Source organism: Emticicia sp. (assembly GCF_043780375.1).
Classification (GTDB): domain Bacteria; phylum Bacteroidota; class Bacteroidia; order Cytophagales; family Spirosomataceae; genus Emticicia.
The window spans coordinates 1-16,929 of sequence record NZ_JAYWCU010000113.1 but is presented as its reverse complement, the minus strand read 5'-3'; the positions used below and the strand labels follow the sequence as shown (position 1 = coordinate 16,929).

General features: G+C 35.9%; 15 protein-coding genes. 9 read left to right on the top strand and 6 right to left on the bottom strand.

Annotated features, from left to right (window positions below):
* Window positions 1–23: 23 nt before the first annotated feature.
* The 3 genes from ACH2CJ_RS08215 (at window position 24) to ACH2CJ_RS08205 (ending at window position 2,401) form a co-directional block, all read left to right on the top strand.
* Window positions 24–587 carry a DUF4126 domain-containing protein gene (locus tag ACH2CJ_RS08215; RefSeq protein ID WP_394991982.1) on the top strand — a complete coding sequence of 188 codons (564 nt, stop codon included), beginning with the start codon at window positions 24–26 and terminating at the stop codon, window positions 585–587.
* Window positions 588–721: 134 nt separating this feature from the next.
* Window positions 722–2,047, top strand: a complete 1,326-nt coding sequence (locus ACH2CJ_RS08210) for a spinster family MFS transporter (protein ID WP_394991980.1) — start codon at window positions 722–724, stop codon at window positions 2,045–2,047.
* An 84-nt stretch (window positions 2,048–2,131) separates the two neighbouring features.
* Entirely contained in the window at window positions 2,132–2,401 is a 270-nt protein-coding gene (locus ACH2CJ_RS08205) for a hypothetical protein (protein WP_394991979.1), read from the top strand.
* Here the strand turns inward: ACH2CJ_RS08205 and ACH2CJ_RS08200 are convergent.
* From ACH2CJ_RS08200 to ACH2CJ_RS08185, 4 genes are all read right to left on the bottom strand, one after another.
* Window positions 2,394–3,347 (bottom strand): glycosyltransferase, encoded by a 954-nt coding sequence (locus ACH2CJ_RS08200; protein ID WP_394991977.1) that lies wholly within the window; start codon window positions 3,345–3,347, stop codon window positions 2,394–2,396. The genes ACH2CJ_RS08205 and ACH2CJ_RS08200 overlap by 8 nt on opposite strands.
* A gap of 59 nt (window positions 3,348–3,406) precedes the next feature.
* Window positions 3,407–4,693, bottom strand: a complete 1,287-nt coding sequence (gene hemL, locus ACH2CJ_RS08195; RefSeq protein WP_394991975.1) for a glutamate-1-semialdehyde 2,1-aminomutase — start codon at window positions 4,691–4,693, stop codon at window positions 3,407–3,409.
* 165 nt (window positions 4,694–4,858) lie between these two features.
* Entirely contained in the window at window positions 4,859–7,450 is a 2,592-nt protein-coding gene (locus ACH2CJ_RS08190) for a DUF5686 and carboxypeptidase regulatory-like domain-containing protein (protein WP_394991974.1), read from the bottom strand.
* 239 nt (window positions 7,451–7,689) lie between these two features.
* Complete coding sequence (locus ACH2CJ_RS08185) at window positions 7,690–8,916, bottom strand: M20/M25/M40 family metallo-hydrolase (protein ID WP_394991972.1); 1,227 nt, start codon at window positions 8,914–8,916, stop codon at window positions 7,690–7,692.
* Window positions 8,917–9,089: 173 nt separating this feature from the next.
* Here ACH2CJ_RS08185 and ACH2CJ_RS08180 point away from each other — a divergent pair, with 173 nt between their 5' ends.
* Window positions 9,090–10,742 (top strand): amidase, encoded by a 1,653-nt coding sequence (locus ACH2CJ_RS08180; RefSeq protein WP_394991970.1) that lies wholly within the window; start codon window positions 9,090–9,092, stop codon window positions 10,740–10,742.
* A gap of 108 nt (window positions 10,743–10,850) precedes the next feature.
* On the opposite strand, the gene ACH2CJ_RS08175 is transcribed toward ACH2CJ_RS08180, so the two are convergent.
* Complete coding sequence (locus ACH2CJ_RS08175; RefSeq protein WP_394991999.1) at window positions 10,851–11,255, bottom strand: acyl-CoA thioesterase; 405 nt, start codon at window positions 11,253–11,255, stop codon at window positions 10,851–10,853.
* Between the two features lie 89 nt (window positions 11,256–11,344).
* On the bottom strand, window positions 11,345–12,796 hold the full coding sequence (locus tag ACH2CJ_RS08170) for a M61 family metallopeptidase (protein ID WP_394991969.1): 1,452 nt from the start codon (window positions 12,794–12,796) through the stop codon (window positions 11,345–11,347).
* A 129-nt stretch (window positions 12,797–12,925) separates the two neighbouring features.
* Between ACH2CJ_RS08170 and rpmH the strand changes: the two genes are divergently transcribed.
* The 5 genes from rpmH (at window position 12,926) to ACH2CJ_RS08145 (ending at window position 16,845) form a co-directional block, all read left to right on the top strand.
* Entirely contained in the window at window positions 12,926–13,081 is a 156-nt protein-coding gene (gene rpmH / locus ACH2CJ_RS08165; RefSeq protein WP_394991967.1) for a 50S ribosomal protein L34, read from the top strand.
* 151 nt (window positions 13,082–13,232) lie between these two features.
* A complete protein-coding gene (locus tag ACH2CJ_RS08160; protein WP_394991965.1) occupies window positions 13,233–13,619 on the top strand; it encodes a ribonuclease P protein component in 387 nt (128 codons plus the stop codon).
* 67 nt (window positions 13,620–13,686) lie between these two features.
* Window positions 13,687–15,777, top strand: coding sequence for a hypothetical protein (locus tag ACH2CJ_RS08155; RefSeq protein ID WP_394991963.1), 2,091 nt, complete (start codon window positions 13,687–13,689; stop codon window positions 15,775–15,777).
* Window positions 15,778–15,853: 76 nt separating this feature from the next.
* Window positions 15,854–16,255 (top strand): hypothetical protein, encoded by a 402-nt coding sequence (locus tag ACH2CJ_RS08150; RefSeq protein WP_394991961.1) that lies wholly within the window; start codon window positions 15,854–15,856, stop codon window positions 16,253–16,255.
* A 152-nt stretch (window positions 16,256–16,407) separates the two neighbouring features.
* The gene (locus tag ACH2CJ_RS08145; protein ID WP_394991959.1) at window positions 16,408–16,845 is read left to right on the top strand and encodes a hypothetical protein; all 438 of its coding nucleotides are present in this window, start codon (window positions 16,408–16,410) and stop codon (window positions 16,843–16,845) included.
* Window positions 16,846–16,929 lie beyond the last annotated feature (84 nt).

Genomic DNA, 16,929 nt, shown 5'->3' with positions numbered 1-16,929 from the left:
ATTCTTCAAACAATTAATCATAAATGACCGAACTCTTCATCAGTCTTGCCGTAGGAATTGCCTTGAGTGCTTGCTCGGGCTTTAGGGTATTTGTACCGATGTTGGTAGCAAATTTGGCTACTCGTTTCGAGTTTTTACATTTGTCGAATGGCTTTGAGTGGTTGAGTAGTCCAACGGCAACTTATATTTTAGCAGCTGCCACTGTTGGCGAAATCATGGCGTATTATGTTCCTGTAGTTGATAATTTGCTCGATACAATTGCTATGCCCGCATCGTTTGTAGCAGGAACAATCTTAACAACTTCATTCTTTAAAATAGATTCTCCCGAACTACAATGGACACTCGGAGTGTTGGCAGGTGGAGGCATAGCAGGTACGATTCAGGCAGGAACTGGACTTTTACGATTAGCTTCTACAAAATTTACAGGCGGATTTGGCAATGTTTTTTTTGCTACTTTTGAAAACACCATTTCTATTATTTTTTCTCTTCTTACGCTTTGGCTGCCTATTTTTGTGGCTCTTCTTGGTGTTTTGCTTTTTGTGTTTTTACTAAAAAAGGTATTAAAACGCGTTCAAACAAAGAAATGAAAACAGTCTATAATTGGTAGTAAAAATCAACGGGTACGATGAGATTAAAGTTTTTATTGATATAATTATAAAATATATTCAAAAAAAACTAAATTCGTGCAAATCTAAACCCTATCCTTTCAACACTCCTATTTATGGAAACTAAACCTTCGCTGCGTTATGCATGGTACGTTGTGGGCGTACTTTTGCTTGCTTATATTTCATCGTTTATTGATAGACAAATCTTATCTCTTTTGGTTAAACCAATCAAAGCATCTTTTGGTATTACTGATACTCAAATGGGCATATTGATGGGGCTAAGTTTTGCGGTACTTTATACACTTGTAGGTATTCCGATTGGCTTGATGGCTGACCGAATGAACCGAAAACGCATTATTGCTTGGGGAATTATGATTTGGAGTATTATGACTGTATTTTGTGGTTTAGCAGGTAGTTATTCTCTGTTTTTTCTTGCAAGAGTGGGTGTAGGTATTGGTGAGGCAGCACTTTCGCCAGCAGCTTATTCGATAATTTCGGATTACTTTCCAAAGAAAAAATTGGCTACCGCATTGAGTGTCTATAACATGGGTATCTATTTAGGTTCGGGATTATCCATATTGATAGGTGCAGCCCTCAGAACAATGATTGGAAAAGAAAATATTGTATTACCATTCATTGGCGAGATATTTTCTTGGCAAATGATTTTCTTTTATATCGGTTTGCCAGGAATATTGATTGTTTTGCTTGTTCAAACCATCAAAGAACCCAAGCGTGTAGAATTTGATTCTGAAAAGGAAATTACCGAAACAACCAGTTTTAAAGAAGTTATTGCCTATTTTAAAGCTAATCGTCAAACTTTTTTAGCCTTAAATTTTAGTATGGCATTTATGGCTTTTGCAACTTATGCTGGTATTTATTGGATACCAACCATGCTTGGCAGAGTGCATGGTTGGGCAGATACCAAAGCAGGTGTAACATTTGGACTTTTAATAACTGTTTTTTCTACTTTGGGCGTAATTTCGGGGGGGAGATATGCTGATTATTTGACTAAAAAAGGTGTTGTACAAGCCAAAATATTGGCAGGATTTAGAGGAATGATGGCAGCAGTATGCTGTACGATAGGTATATTGATTCCAGACATCAATGTTGGCATATTTTTTATTGCAGGGTTTTGCTTTTTTAGTTCGTTCCCTTATGGTTCGGCAACAGCGGCTATTCAAGAAATTGTACCCAATAAAATGCGGGCTATTTTCTCCGCTTTTTTCTTATTTGTGGTCAATATTATAGGTCTTGGCTTCGGTCCTCTCACCGTTGGGTTTTTAAATGATGCGGTCTTTAATGACCCTAATAAAATTCATTATTCACTTTTTATGACACAGATTTTGGGTTGTGTAATGTCGGCTTTATGTTTACATTTGGGACAAAAACCTTTTGTACGCAGTGTAGAATATTTGAAAAAATACTTGGCAGTTTCAAACTAAAATTAGTTATTTTTGTGTTAATAAATTTAAAGGTCTTTTAGTAAAAATTATGGATGATTGACCGTCGTCTGTTGACTAATAAAAATGAGCGAAATAAAGATTTGTTGCCCCAAATGTAAATGGGAACCCGATGGTGGAGAATATTGGCAATGCGATTGCGGACATATTTGGAATACATTTACTACAATTGCCCGTTGTCCTGCTTGCCACAAACAACACCAATATACGGCTTGTGTACCTCATGCAGGAGGCTGTGAAGTACATTCTCCCCATCTTGATTGGTACGATGGTTTGGATAAAATTATTGAAGATTTGAAAGAGGAGATTTTGGAAAATCAGGAGGTTTTTATTTAAAAAATTTCTCTTTCATAAAACCTATCCCATAGCCTAAAAGTTGCGTAAAACAAGCAATTATGCTTAGAAAACCTACTTTTAGGCTTTTATTTTGTTTGGCAGAATCAAAGAAAATCATTAAAATATAGATTAAAAGCAAAACAAAAGATAAGTAAAAGAGAGGCGTTGAAACAAAAAATAAAATTGGAATACAAAGACAACCCAATGTAAAAATCATTGGAAAATAATGAACCAATTTCAATTCGGAAGGAAACATTCGAGAAAGATTGATGCGTCCACGACCAAAAAAATGTAATTGTTTGAAGAACTGAACAAAGTCAGTTCTTCTTTTATGATAAATGAATGCGTCTTCAATCAAACCAACTTTAAAGCCTTTCGACAAAATTCTAATACTAAATTCTATGTCTTCCGCCATACGTGTCATGGCATAACCTTGTGTTTCTTGCCAAACTTTGCGAGAAATTCCAAAATTAAAACTTCTTGGATGAAATTGCCCGCCCGCATTGTTTTTTTTTCCTCTAATTCCGCCAGTTGTAAAGACCGATGTCATGGCATAATTGATGGCTTTCTGAATATCAGTGAAACTATCGTGTGCTGCATCTGGGCCTCCATAAGCATCTAACCAATTAGTTTTTAATAATTTATCAACTACTTCAAAATAATGTTTAGGAATAATCGCATCAGAGTCTAACTGCACAAAATAATCGCCAGTGGCTCGCTCAAAACCGAAGTTTCGAGAAAAACCTTGTCCAGAATTGGGTTTGTAGAAATATTTTAAGTCTAATTTTGATTGAAAAGTCGAACAAACCTCTTCACACTTCAAAGTCGAACCATCTTCAATAATGATTACCTCAAAGTTTTTGAATGTTTGCTTGCTCAAACTTTCTAATAATTCTCGTACTTCTTCGGGGCGGTTATAGACTGGGGTTATTACCGAATATTTCATTTTATATCATTAACAAACTCTTAAAACGGAAAATTATCCCGCAAGGATATTGATTTTAATTAAAGTGAACGCAAAGTAGCTTCATTTGCTTCTAAAACCTCAGCAACCAATTCAGGAGTAAGAGCCGTTGAAAGAAACAAAGCCTCATATTGCGAAGGTGCAAGATAGATGCCACGGTCGAGCATTCCGTGGAAATATTTGCCAAATTTGGCTGTGTCGGATGTCTTGGCAGTTTCTAAATCTATGACTGCAGTATCGGTAAAAAACAAACTATACATCGAACCAATATGATTGATTTGATAGTTGAGATTTAATTTATTTAAAATTTCACGAATTCCACTAACTACTTGATTGCCAGTGTTTTCCAATTGAGTATAAACATCTGGATGGTCGTTTAAGTGGTGTAACATCGCCAAACCTGCAGCCATTGCAATCGGGTTGCCTGACAGTGTTCCTGCTTGATAAACAGGGCCTTGTGGCGATACACAATTCATGATTTCTACTTTTCCGCCATAAGCCCCAACGGGCATTCCACCACCGATGATTTTTCCCAAAGTTGTCATGTCGGGTATTACACCAAAACGCTCTTGAGCTCCACCTTTTGCTAATCTGAACCCCGTCATTACTTCATCAAAAATCAGTACGATTCCCTCTTTTGTACAAATATCACGCAAGCCTTGCAAGTAGCCTTCCTTTGGCAAAACACAACCCATATTTCCAACAACTGGCTCAAGAATCAAAGCGGCGATTTGTCCTTTGTTAGCATCGCAAAGAGTTTGAACGGCTTCTAAATTATTGTAAGGAGCTGTCAAAGTATCGTTTGCTACACCTTTGGTCACACCCGGGCTATCAGGAATTCCCATTGTGATTGCCCCACTTCCTGCGGCAATCAAAAACGAATCACCATGACCGTGATAGCAACCCTCAAATTTGATGATTTTATCTTTTCCTGTATAGCCACGTGCTACTCTCACAGCAGCCATTGTTGCTTCTGTGCCTGAATTTACCATTCTTACTTTTTCGATAGATGGCACCATCGAAATAATCAATTCTGCCATTTCAACTTCTCGGCGAGTGGGTGCTCCAAATGAAAATGAGTTTTTAATAGCTTCACTTACTGCTTTTTCAACTGGCTCGAAGGCATGACCTAAAATCATTGGTCCCCAAGAATTGATTAATTCAATGTATTGATTGTCATCCTCGTCAAAAATATAAGCTCCTTTGGCTCTTTTGATAAAAATCGGGTTGCCGCCTACCGAACGAAAGGCTCTTACTGGTGAATTTACACCTCCTGGAATAAAATTTTTGGCTTTTGCGAAGAGTTCCTCGCTTGTATTTGTAGTCATTATCAAATTTATTATAAAGGATTTTGTCTTGAAATGAAGAAATATGAATGATGATAATCCATATTTATATAACGAATTTAAAGACATTATGGATTAAGAAAACACGTTTTTGTGAACGTCTTCTTTTCAAATTTTTTTGTCAAAGTTAAAGATTAAAACAATACTTTAGAAATTAACCCCTGACTTTATGGGCAAATAAACCCTAAATCCTGTATGAGAATATTGATTTTGATTGAAAACGCTATAAATTTCGGCATTGAAAGCTCCGAAAAGTCCCTTTAAACCATAACCTAATTCGTAGTGTTTGATTTGCTTAGTGAGTAAAATATTAGCAAAAAGTCTTTCTTCCCAACCTTTTCGCTGTAAATATGTAATATTGGTAAGTAATAATCGCTTGAAGTCAACTTTGGTAAAAAGTTGGGCATAGCCGCTATTGGTACTGTATTGATAATAAGGTAAATCTCGAAAATCTTGGTGCGTCTGAATAAAAGTTTCATTTCCGTTAAAATGCTTATAGTCAAGAAAATAGTCTGGTTTTTTGCCATAGAAAGTTCCGATTTCTGCTCTTAATGAAATATCACGAAGTTTCCATTTGAAATCATGATTCATACCTAACTCAATCCGATTGAAACCATTACTACCAAAAGCAGAAAGGTTTTCAAGTCGGAAAGTTGGACCATAAGCTTGTACTCTGCGATTTCCGTTATAAATCCTGATTCTTGAAAATGGTCGGTAAGTCAACAAGGCATTGAACCGAGTTTGGGTATTGGTTGCAAAAGCAGTGGTTTTAAAATCTGCATGAATTGGGTCATTTGATTCGTAAAACTTTTCTGCTTTTTTTCTAAGACCTTGATTCAATATATTGTTCAAATGATAGCGTTCGCTAAATTGAACTGAAGTACGTAACGTAAGATTATCATTGATGCGTGGACTAAAATTGAGCCTTAAATATTTTTGTTCATAAAACTTTCCAAAATGCCGATTGTCAAATAACGCATAAGCCGCATTGACGAAATTATTAATTGGTTCTTCATTATTGATCTGAAACACTTTTCGTCCAGCCTCTACTCCAATTTCAAAAGATTTTTTACTATAACCCATTGATATTGAGCCATTTACTCGTTCTCTTTGAATTGAATAATGAGGTTTTAACGCAATGTTAAACGAACTTAAAGAATCAATTCTACGGCGATATGAAAGTCGAGGAAAACCAATATTTATCCCTTCAACGGCATTATAACGAGTATCTTCTTTCCAATCGCCTACCGTGAAATAATCTTTGTATCCTTTATTTTTATTCTTCAAATCAACACGGTTATACACGTATGTATTGCCAATTAATAGGTGGTTTGCTTTAAATCTGGCTGGGCGAGAGCGGTCGAGTGAGTCTTCTTTTAGCTTAATATTTATCTTTTTTGCTTCAACAACATACAAACTATCCGCTTGTTTATAGCCTTTGGTTTCGATTTCGGTCAATGGCACTTGACGTTCTTCCATCCAAAAATCTTCAGTTCGTTTACGAGCTAAAGTATCTTCTGAGCGAGAAAAATTTGATGAAATTATTTCTTCTTTTTTACCTTTTATTTCTTTAATTTCTTCTTTTTCGAGGTCTTTTGAGAGTTTTTTGAGTTGCTTAATCGTTATTTCTTTTTGTACAGCAGCGGTTTTAGTATTGAGTTTTTGTTTGTTCAAATCTTTTGCTTCGGTCTTAAATATCTTATCATCAAGTACTTGTGGCTTAATTGTCGCATATTTAGGATTTTTGACCAATTGATAATTTTTGAAAGAAGTTACAATTCGTGCCGAGCCTTCAAGTCCGAAAATATCAATTTTACTTAAAATATCAGCCTGAACAGGCATCCAAATATCATCAATTGGCGAATAGATAACTTTCATTGTTATGTCACCTACTTCCTCTTCAAACTTAAAATCAACGCTATGCAAACTCCAAATCCCATCAATAATATTGATTGTTCCTCGAAAAAGGCCAGGAGACTTTACTTTCGGAATTACTCGTATCTTGTTGATATACAAGCCTTTGTCTTGAAAAAAGCCTTCGTAAACATATTTGTAATTGATTGCACCTTTGGCAGTAATCGGAGATTCTTCGTTACGAGGATTATAAAAATTGATTCGACTAAATGAAATTCCTTCACTTCCTTTCATCGTTGGTGGAATATTTGAACGAACCGACAGCACTTTTTCAGAAAATGTATTAGGCTGTTTGAATTTTATTTCATTAACTGACTCTAAAACATACGTTTGTCCTTCTTTTATGAAAAGTTCTTTTAGTTTTTTCTCTAAAAGAAAGGGAACATTTTCAATTCGCAACGAACCACGCACATAATTGCGAAGCGTATAACTTTCTACTTCTTTGTGGTGAATCGGTGACATGGCAATCGTCTTTCGCATAATCGTGAGGGCGGGGTCTTCTTTATTGTTGGAAACCTTCACTCCTCCCAGTTCGATACTCACTTCTTTCATCACAATATTCATTGTTTGGAAAGAATCGCCAATGTCTATTTTCTTTGTAATAGCCTGATAGCCAACATATTGAAAAACAATTTCGTAAGTTCCAGTTTTCAGTTTTACTTCATAAACACCTTCTTGGTTTGCCATTGTACCAATATCAGTTCCTTTAACCAAAACCGATGAAAAAGGCATAACTTCACCTTTTTCGTTTTTGATTACGCCTTTAATTCCTGCGGCAAACAGATTTTGAGAAATAAATAGTAGCAGAAGTAGTTTTTTGAGCATAAAGTTTGAGCGTGATAAAAATAGCAAGAAGGTCTTGTATAAATACGACTTTTACAAATACAATATTGTAATGTAGATGCTAAAAGACTAAAGTTAGTTGCATGAAAAACTATATTTTGGTTCGCTATTTATTCCTATTTCATTTACCCCAAAGATTCAAATCCAAAAAGATGGTTTTCAACTATTTGTGGCTTAGTGCATTAGTTGCAACCTACAAGGAAATAGTTTTTTCAATTCCATCAAAAAGTTATTTTCAAAATCATTTTTTCTGCTCCACGCTTTACTTCGGCATCAACGGTTTGTCCTTTTTCAAATTTTCCGAGTGCTTTCATGTATTCTTGCACGTCGGTGGTGGCATTTTCGCCTAATTTCATGATTACATCGCCTGTTTGAAGTCCTGCTTTTTCGGCAGGTCTTCCTTTGGTCACGCCGTCTATTCTTACACCGCCTTTGTCGTAGGCATAGTCAGGAATAATACCCATTGTAACCTTGAAACTACTGCGTGCATTGCCTGCATGAGGATTATTGGCAACTTGTATAAAATCAAGTTTTGGAGACTCTTCTATTTTTATTATGATACTTGTCGCCAATGCCAAAACTTTTACTTCACCTTCATAATTAATCAAGTTAGCATCATCGCTTGGTTTGTGGTATTCTTGGTGAGCTCCAGTGAAGAAAAATAGCACAGGAAGGTTTTTTAGATAAAATGAAGTATGGTCAGATGGACCAATTCCGGCCGAATCGACATTGTATTTAACTGATTGATTAGTAGCTAATTGTGGAATACTTTTACCCCAAAAACTACTTGTCCCCCAGCCGCCAATGGTCAAACCCTTGTCGTCACGATAGCGACCAATCATGTCTATATTGAGCATACAATTTACTGATTTTAAGTCGATTGTAGCATTGTCGGCATAATATTTTGAACCAATTAATCCTAATTCTTCACCCGAAAAACCAATGAACAGAAAATTGTGTTTTTCCGTGATTTTGTTTTTTGCATAATACTTTGCCAATTCGATTAAACCCGCCGTTCCAGAGGCGTTGTCATCAGCTCCATTATGAATACTTCCGACCGAATTTGTTTCGAGCGAACTCCCTTGGTCGCCTTTGCCGAGGTGGTCATAATGAGCTCCAATTACGAGGGTTTTGTCTGAACCATTATCCAAAAATCCAACAACATTGGCAGCTTGCACATAACTGATATTTGGCGGTAAACCTTTTTTTGCAGGAAATTCTTGCAAGAAAGTACCTTTATCTCCGTAAGGTTTCAATCCAATTTTTCTAAATTGTTTGACTATATAGGCGGCAGCTTTTTTTCCACCTTCAGTACCTGTTCCACGCCCCTCAAGTTTGTTGGAAGCCAAATATTCGATGTGTTTTTTTATGTTATTTGCCTTAATTACAGGTTTTTGTGCAAAAACAATAGTTTGAGAAAGTAAAAAAATGAATAATATTTTTTTCATTGGTAGATATTTTTTTTGATAAACATAAAGTGATTTCTTGTAAATTTTTATAATTGTCCTAAAAACTGTCAGCTAATATACTCACAAAAATTTTGTATTTATAAAAAGAGAAAATTGCATTTTTTTCAAACCCAAATTTTTAGTATAATTGTAACTCAAACTCATCAACAAAAATGAAAAAACTTATCCTACCCATTGCCTGTCTTATTTCCTTAGCACTCGGTGCATTTATTTCAAAAGTAGCAGATGTCCAACCCATCACTGTCGAGGTAATTAACCAAGCCGAAAAGATACTTGGCTTAGATTTTAGCGATGCTGAGGCCGATTCGATGCTAAGTAAGCTTAACGATAGCCGAAAAGATTTTGAATCAATACGAAAAATTCCGCTTGACAATAGCGTAACTCCTGCTTTGTATTTCAATCCTTTGCCTGTTGGTTTCGAGTTTGAAAAGGCGTATTTACCTTTCAAAGTTTCGAAAATTAATGCTGTAAAATTGCCAGCTAATCGTGACGATTTGGCATTTTATTCGGTACGAGAATTGGGTGAATTGCTTCGCACAAAACAAATTTCATCGCTCGAGCTAACAAAGTTTTTTCTTGAAAGACTAAAAAAGTATGATTCGCAGTTACATTGTGTCGTTTCGCTCACCGAAGGGTTAGCTTTAAAGCAAGCTGCTCAAGCCGATGCTGAAATTAAAGCGGGAAAATACCGTGGTTTTTTGCATGGAATACCCTACGGAGCAAAAGATTTGTTGGCTGTAAAAGGCTACAAAACTACTTGGGGGTCGGTACCTTACAAAGACCAAATTATTGACCAAGATGCCATTGTTATTCAGCGGTTAGAACAAGCAGGAGCTGTACTTTGTGCAAAACTCACATTGGGCGAATTGGCATCGGGCGATATTTGGTTTGGTGGAAAAACACTCAATCCGTGGGACTTAAAGCGTGGGTCAAGTGGCTCGTCGGCGGGAGTTGCCTCCTCGGTTTCGGCTGGACTTTTGCCCTTTGGTATTGGTAGCGAAACACTTGGCTCGATTGTTTCCCCCTCGACCGAATGTGGTACAACTGGACTACGCCCTACTTTCGGGAGAGTGCCACGCACAGGAGCAATGGCATTGAGTTGGAGTATGGACAAGTTAGGCCCAATTTGTCGAACAGTAGAAGATTGTGCTATCGTTCAAAATATAATACAAGGTGTTGATGGTAAGGATTTTACATGTATGAAGGCTCCGTTTAATTATGACGGAACTAAGGATTTGAAAGGTATTAAAATTGCTTATTTGAAAAACGATTTTGAGACCAAATACCCAAACAAAAGCACTGATTCGCTTACTTTGCTTACTTTACAAAAACTCGGAGCGGAGCTTATTCCGATTGAGTTGCCGAACTTGCCTTCTAATGAAATTAGGTTTATATTGGGTGTTGAAGCGGCTGCCGCTTTCGATGAATTGACTCGCTCTGGAAAAGATGATTTGTTGGTAAGACAAGGAAAAGCAGGTTGGCCAAATTCATTTCGTGCCTCTCGATTTATTCCTGCGGTCGAATACCTACAAGCCAATCGCCATCGTACATTGTTGATTCAAGCAATGGAGAAAACATTAAAAGGAATTGATGTATATATTTCGCCATCTTTTGGCAAAAACCTGACATTAACTAACCTTACTGGACATCCGTGTGTAGTTTTACCCAATGGTTTCAGACCTGAAGGTCGCCCTGTGAGTATTACTTTTATGGGTAAATTATTTGGAGAAGCAAAATTGCTACAAGTTGCCAAAATCTATCAAGATGCCACCGATTTTCATAAAAAGCACCCTAAACTAATTTAATTGATAACAAACAATTGATAATGAGAAATGACGAGGCAGCTTTCTCATTATCAATTGTTTATAAAAATCATTAAATAATCTTAGTAATCCTATTATCGCTTAATCCTGTCAAAAGTAGGGCTGAAGTTTCTCTAAAATCTCTATTGGGCAAACAGTGATGCGATTATTGGCAGTTTTTAGAAAAACCAAAGTTGTTTCGCCAGTGTGCAGTAATATCTGGTCTTCGTTAAAAATTTCGTAGTTGAAAATGATTCTAACTTTTGGCAATTCTTTAATAATTACTCGAATTGTTACCAAATCATCATATTTGGCAGGAACGATATATCTTGATTTGTTTTCGTAAACAGGCATAATTACGCCAGTTTCTTCCAAATCTCGGTAACGTAAACCCAACGAACGCAAGGCTTCTACACGACCAATTTCGTAAAGTTTGGCATAATTTCCATAGTACATATAACCCATTTGGTCGATATCGGCATAGCGGATTCGGTAATTGCAATCGAAAGAATACATTCTATAATAGTTCTGACGGGGGTCGCCCGTGCGATTTTTAATTATGAGTGGGTTTACCACAAAAGTAAGAAAGTCTTTTCTGAAACCTCTTATTCTTCATTCTCAATTTTTAACTCTTCCAAACTTACTAAACCGATTTCGTTTTTAACTATTTGTAAGTCAATGAGTTGTATATAATTGTTGAGTAAATCAAAAAGCGAATCTTTTCCTAAAATACATTTTTCAAAATACCAATCCAAGTTTTCTTCTGCTACTTCTTCACAAACATCCTGATAATCTTTCATCGAATAGCCTCGTAATGGTGTGCCGTTGGAAGATTTTCCGAAGCGGTGCCATAAGAGTTGCATTACATGGTCGAGCGAACGAGTTTTGTTAGACTTTTTTTGAATATATAAATCTAAAATCTGTGCCGCAATTGCTCCTTTGTGATAAACCGAAACTTTTCGGTCGGGAATCCCTTGAGAATAGCCATCGAGCCACAAATCCCACGAAGATTCTACCAAAGATTGCGAAGCTCGGTCGGCATTATCGAAGTGACGTTTATAACAAGCCTCCAATTCCTTTAAATACTGAATTTTATCAAAAACGCCTGAGCGGTAGAGCATCAAATCACCATAATAAGTTGTTAATCCCTCTGCTACGAAGCAAGTTTGGAAATAATTTTCTTTAGTATAATCGTAAGGTAGAAGCTCAAGTGGGCGAATTTTGCAAATATTCCAAGTATGAAAAAGCTCATGCGAAGCCAAACCGAGCAAATCAATGTATAATTCTTCGGGCGGCGAACCGTCAAGATCTTGACTATCAGGGCCTAAAACTTGCATGGTCGAGTTGCGATGCTCAACACCATGATAGTAGGGGATAGGCAAAATCCATGTAATAAAATGGTATTCTTTTTCGGGAAAACCACCAAAAACGTTAATTTGCTCTTTGGTAAATTTCTTAAAATCAGTTTTGATTCTTTTGAAATCTGGATTGAAATCTCCTTCAAACCACAAATTGAATTTAAATTTTCCAACACTGTAAAAATCATGTTTCAGGTTGGTACTAATAATAAACGGAGAATCTACTAAGTGATAAAAATCATTGAAACAAGCAATGTTTTTATTTTCTGAAGAAATGTTTAATCCTGCAACTTGTTCATTATCAGTTATTTGTATCTCTAATTTGCACTTTTCATTGATTCGACCTTCTGCATAAACACATAAATTAACAGGATTTACGTAAAGCATATTTTCATCTACATAGCTGCTTCCTGCGTTAATTACGTTGGCGTAATAATTGTACTTTGCCGTTATTATAGTTACTCCGTCGGTTATTATTTTCCAACGGTCTTTAGTAATTTTGGTTGCTTTGAGTTGACTCCCTTTTTGGTCGAAGACCTCAAAGTTTTGAATGTTTTTGGCAAAATTTTGAAGTTCATATCGCCCTGGTCGCCAAGCTGGCAATTGCAGTTCGAGCGTTTCCGATGTGATATTATCTATTTCGCATTCAACATCAATAAAGTGCGAAGATTTTATTTTTGAATATATTTTGTAATTCATGCAATTATTTTTTGTAAGGATTTTGTCTTTTTAAAAATTAGTCGTACTTTTGCACTCCCCAACGGAATAAGTTAATACCGAAGGTACTCCAATATTTAAGATTCAAAGAACAAAAATAACAAAAATATAATGAAAAGGACATTCCAACCATCAAATAGAAAGCGTCGTAACAAACACGGATTCCGTGAGCGTATGGAATCTGCTAACGGCAGACGAATATTATCAGCACGTCGTGCAAGAGGTAGAAAAAGATTATCTGTTTCTGACGAAATGAAGCATAAATGATAAATAGAAGTTTTATCAGTCATGCTGTTATTTGATAATTAAGATATTTAAGCCGCCTTTTGGTGGCTTTTTTTTTAGATAAAAGTTTTTATTATGGGTTTCCTTAACCTATTGTTTTACAACAGGTTAAGCAGCTTACTGTACGGAAGTATTGAAAAAAACATTTAAAAAAGACGAGCGTCTTTGTAGCGTGAAGGTAATTGATGGCCTTTTTGACAGGAAAAATTCTGCCAACGGAGGTGTATTTGCCTATCCTCTTCGAGTTGTTTTTCAGCCATACACAATGGTCGAAACTTCTGAAAATTCTTCTACAACAAGTCAAAAACTCACACAAGTTTTGTTTTCAGTTCCCAAGCGGCAGTTCAAGCACGCAGTTGATAGGAATCTCATTCGGCGACGCATGAAAGAAGCCTATCGTTTGAATAAAAGCCTACTTTCGGGTACATTTAGTATTGCATTTATCTATATTGGCAAAGAAATTGAGAAGTATGAAGTTATTGAGAAGGGTATGAAAAGTGCATTGAGGAAAGTGAAATAACCGTTTAATAAAGATTTGTCGAAAAGTACGGATGATTTTATATATTTGAATAAAATATAAAACTACCATGAAAAAAAATCTATTCTTATCATTTCTTTTTTCTTTATCTTCTCTTTTGCTATTTGCTCAAACAGAGAAAATAGAAGCCGTAAGTCATGTTACTGTTAACTTTAGTGAAATTGCTTCAAAATTTGCAGAAACTCCCGAAGAAATTAGAATTCCTGATTTAAGCGGTAAGAAATTGAAAATTATACCGCTTCCAAGAGAGCTAAACATCAATGAAAAGACCTCTATCTATGATGGGCCACCATATTCTCCTAAAGACATAGGAAATGCAATCAATGTGGTATCTCCAGCACCCTCATTAAACTTTACTGGATTCATTGATAATATTGCAAGTATTCCACCAGATGTTCATGGAGCAGTGGGGCCAAATCATGTGATGACAACCTTGAATCCTGCAGTTGTAATACATAATAAAACAACAGGAGCTGTAATTTCTTCAGTTTCTTTAAATGCATTTTGGGCCTCATTAAATGGAGTAGGGTTTACTGTAGGAACATTTGATCCAAAAATTTATTATGACCCCTATAGTAATCGTTGGATTTTCGTAGTATGTTCTAATGGGAATTCGGCAAATTCATCTTTGTTGATTGCTATTAGCGTAAATACTGACCCCACTGGTACTTGGGATTTATACAGGTATGATGTTGATGCCACTAACGTAAATTGGTTTGATTACCCAAGTTGTGGTTATAATAAAAACTGGTTTGTTGTTACTGGGAATATGTTTTCCATTTCAGGAGGGACTTTTGCGAATTCTAAGGTTTATGTTTTTAATAAAACAGATTTATATAATAGTGGAACTCTAACTCCAACAATTTTTACAGATGCAGTTGGTTTTACAATAGTTCCTGCGGAAACTTTTGATAATTCGATAAATACCCTGTACCTAATTGATGAATACTCTGGTACAGGAACTTGGCGAATCAGTCAAATTACAGGAACTGAGGTAAGTCCAGCATATTCTTTAATAGGCAATGTGAGCATAGGTGCGTCAAATGCTTATAGTTATACTTCTGGTGCTACTAATAGTAGCTCTTTACCGCAGTCTGGTTCTGCAAATAAAATTTCTTCAAATGATGCAAGAATGCAAAATGTTGTCTATCGAAATGGCTTCTTATGGGGTGCACAGAGTATTTTTAAAGGTACTATTGTGCCGAAGCCTGCGGCTGCCCAATGGTTAAAATTCAATATCAGTCCTTCTGTTACTTTAAATAGTTTTGGTAGAATAGATGATGCCACCAATACCTTCCAGTTTGCATATCCAAGTATTTCTGTTAATGCCAATAATGATGCGTTAATTGGATATTCAATGTTTTCTGCTGGACAATTTGCTGGAGCAGCCTATTCTTACAGAAGTTCTGCGGATGCTGTAGGTACTATGAGAGACTCATACCAGTACAAAAATGGAGAGGCATCTTATTTTAAAACATATGGTGGTACTCGTAATCGTTGGGGCGATTACTCCGTAGTGGCTATTGACCCTTCGAATGACCTTGATTTTTGGACTCAGCAAGAGTTTGCTTCTACATTTAATGGAACGTATGACCGGTGGGCTACTCAATGGGCAAAAGTATCAATATCTTTACCGAACGCTATCACCATAAGCTCATTACCTTCACTAACACTATGTGCGAATAAAGCCTATAATTTACCCTTTACAATTGCAGGAACATACAATGCTGGTAACCAGTTTGTTGCACAAATTTCGGACAATGCAGGTTCTTTTACTTCACCACTTGGAATCGGAACACTTACTTCTATTGCTGCAGGTTCAATTAGTGGCACAGTACCTAACAGCGTTACTCCGGGCGGAGTAGGATATAAATTACGAGTAGTATCTACTAACCCAGTACTTACAAGCTCCAACGAATATAATGTGACGATTATTCCTCAAACTCGGAGCATAGGAACTTCAACGGTTGCTCCTTATGAAGCTACTGAATATATTAGTAACAATGGCTCGCTTGCTATTAGTGGCACAAAAGAATATAAAGCTGGTAAAGCCATAACATTTACACCTTCAACAGGTGTAACAATCGGGACAACACCAAGTACAGTTTTTACAGCAAGAATCGTTACGTGTCCTTACTAAAAAAAATTATGACGAATTCCAACCCTTTTATATAAATTGGAATCATACTTTTATAAATTATTAATTAAGGAAAAAAATGAAAAAAATCGCAATAATAGGTTTTTTGTGGATAGTAATATTTTCATGTTCTACTAAAACCGTCGCTCCTGAAACTGGTTCGATAGATATTAAAGTAACGATTGGCCCACTTTGCCCAGTTGAGCCTTGTAATATAACAGCCGCAGAATATAAGTCAATTTATGAGTCGTATAGTTTTGTTATCTCTAATCCGACATCTAAAGCTGTTATTATAGAGCAGAAAATCACCCATAATGGAACAAATGGGCTAATGAAAAGCACAAATATTGCCGTAGGCGAATATGAATTAAATATAAAGCCTGAAAATTTTTTCACAAAAAGAGGTTTTCCAAAAACAATTAAAATTGAGAAAGATAAAACAACGAGTTTGGAAATTGATATAGATACTGGCATTCGCTAAAGGCAATCTATGATTCCAACCTTTTTCAGTTTTTTTGAATCATTAAGATAAACATTTGATTATTCAATAAATACTTGTGTTTATTCGTATTTTAAATAAAACATTATGACTGGTAAATACCAATATTTTTTTATACGATAAAAATGAAAAAAATGAAAAATATAGCAGTGATTATCCTCATTACATTGGTAGGTTGTAATGTAGTTGAAATACCCCCAAAAGGGATAGTAGAAGGTAAAGTAACGATAGAGCCTCTCTGTGGCTTTGCTCAAGACAGTGTATCTTTGGCAAAAGGGAAAAATCCTTGTGGTATGACTAATGAAGAAGTTAATGCAATTTATGGGCAATATTCTATAGTATTGAGTAATGCGGGAACAAATTCAATACCTCAACGTAAGAAACTTGATAGAACGGGACTATTCTCTTTTGAAGCCCAAGAAGGAGATTATAACCTTAATTTAGAATCCTCAATTCCGAATGCTTTTATGTTTAGTGCCAAAGAAAATATTGAAAAAAGTGTTAAGATTTTGAGCAGTAAGACGCTATATTATGAATTTAGTGTGAATACAGGATACCCCCAGAAAAAATAAGATGAGTTTTTGAATAATAGATTGAAACCTACTGATTAGACTTCAGTAGGTTTTTTTATGCTGGTTATTCCAAATGCAAAACCG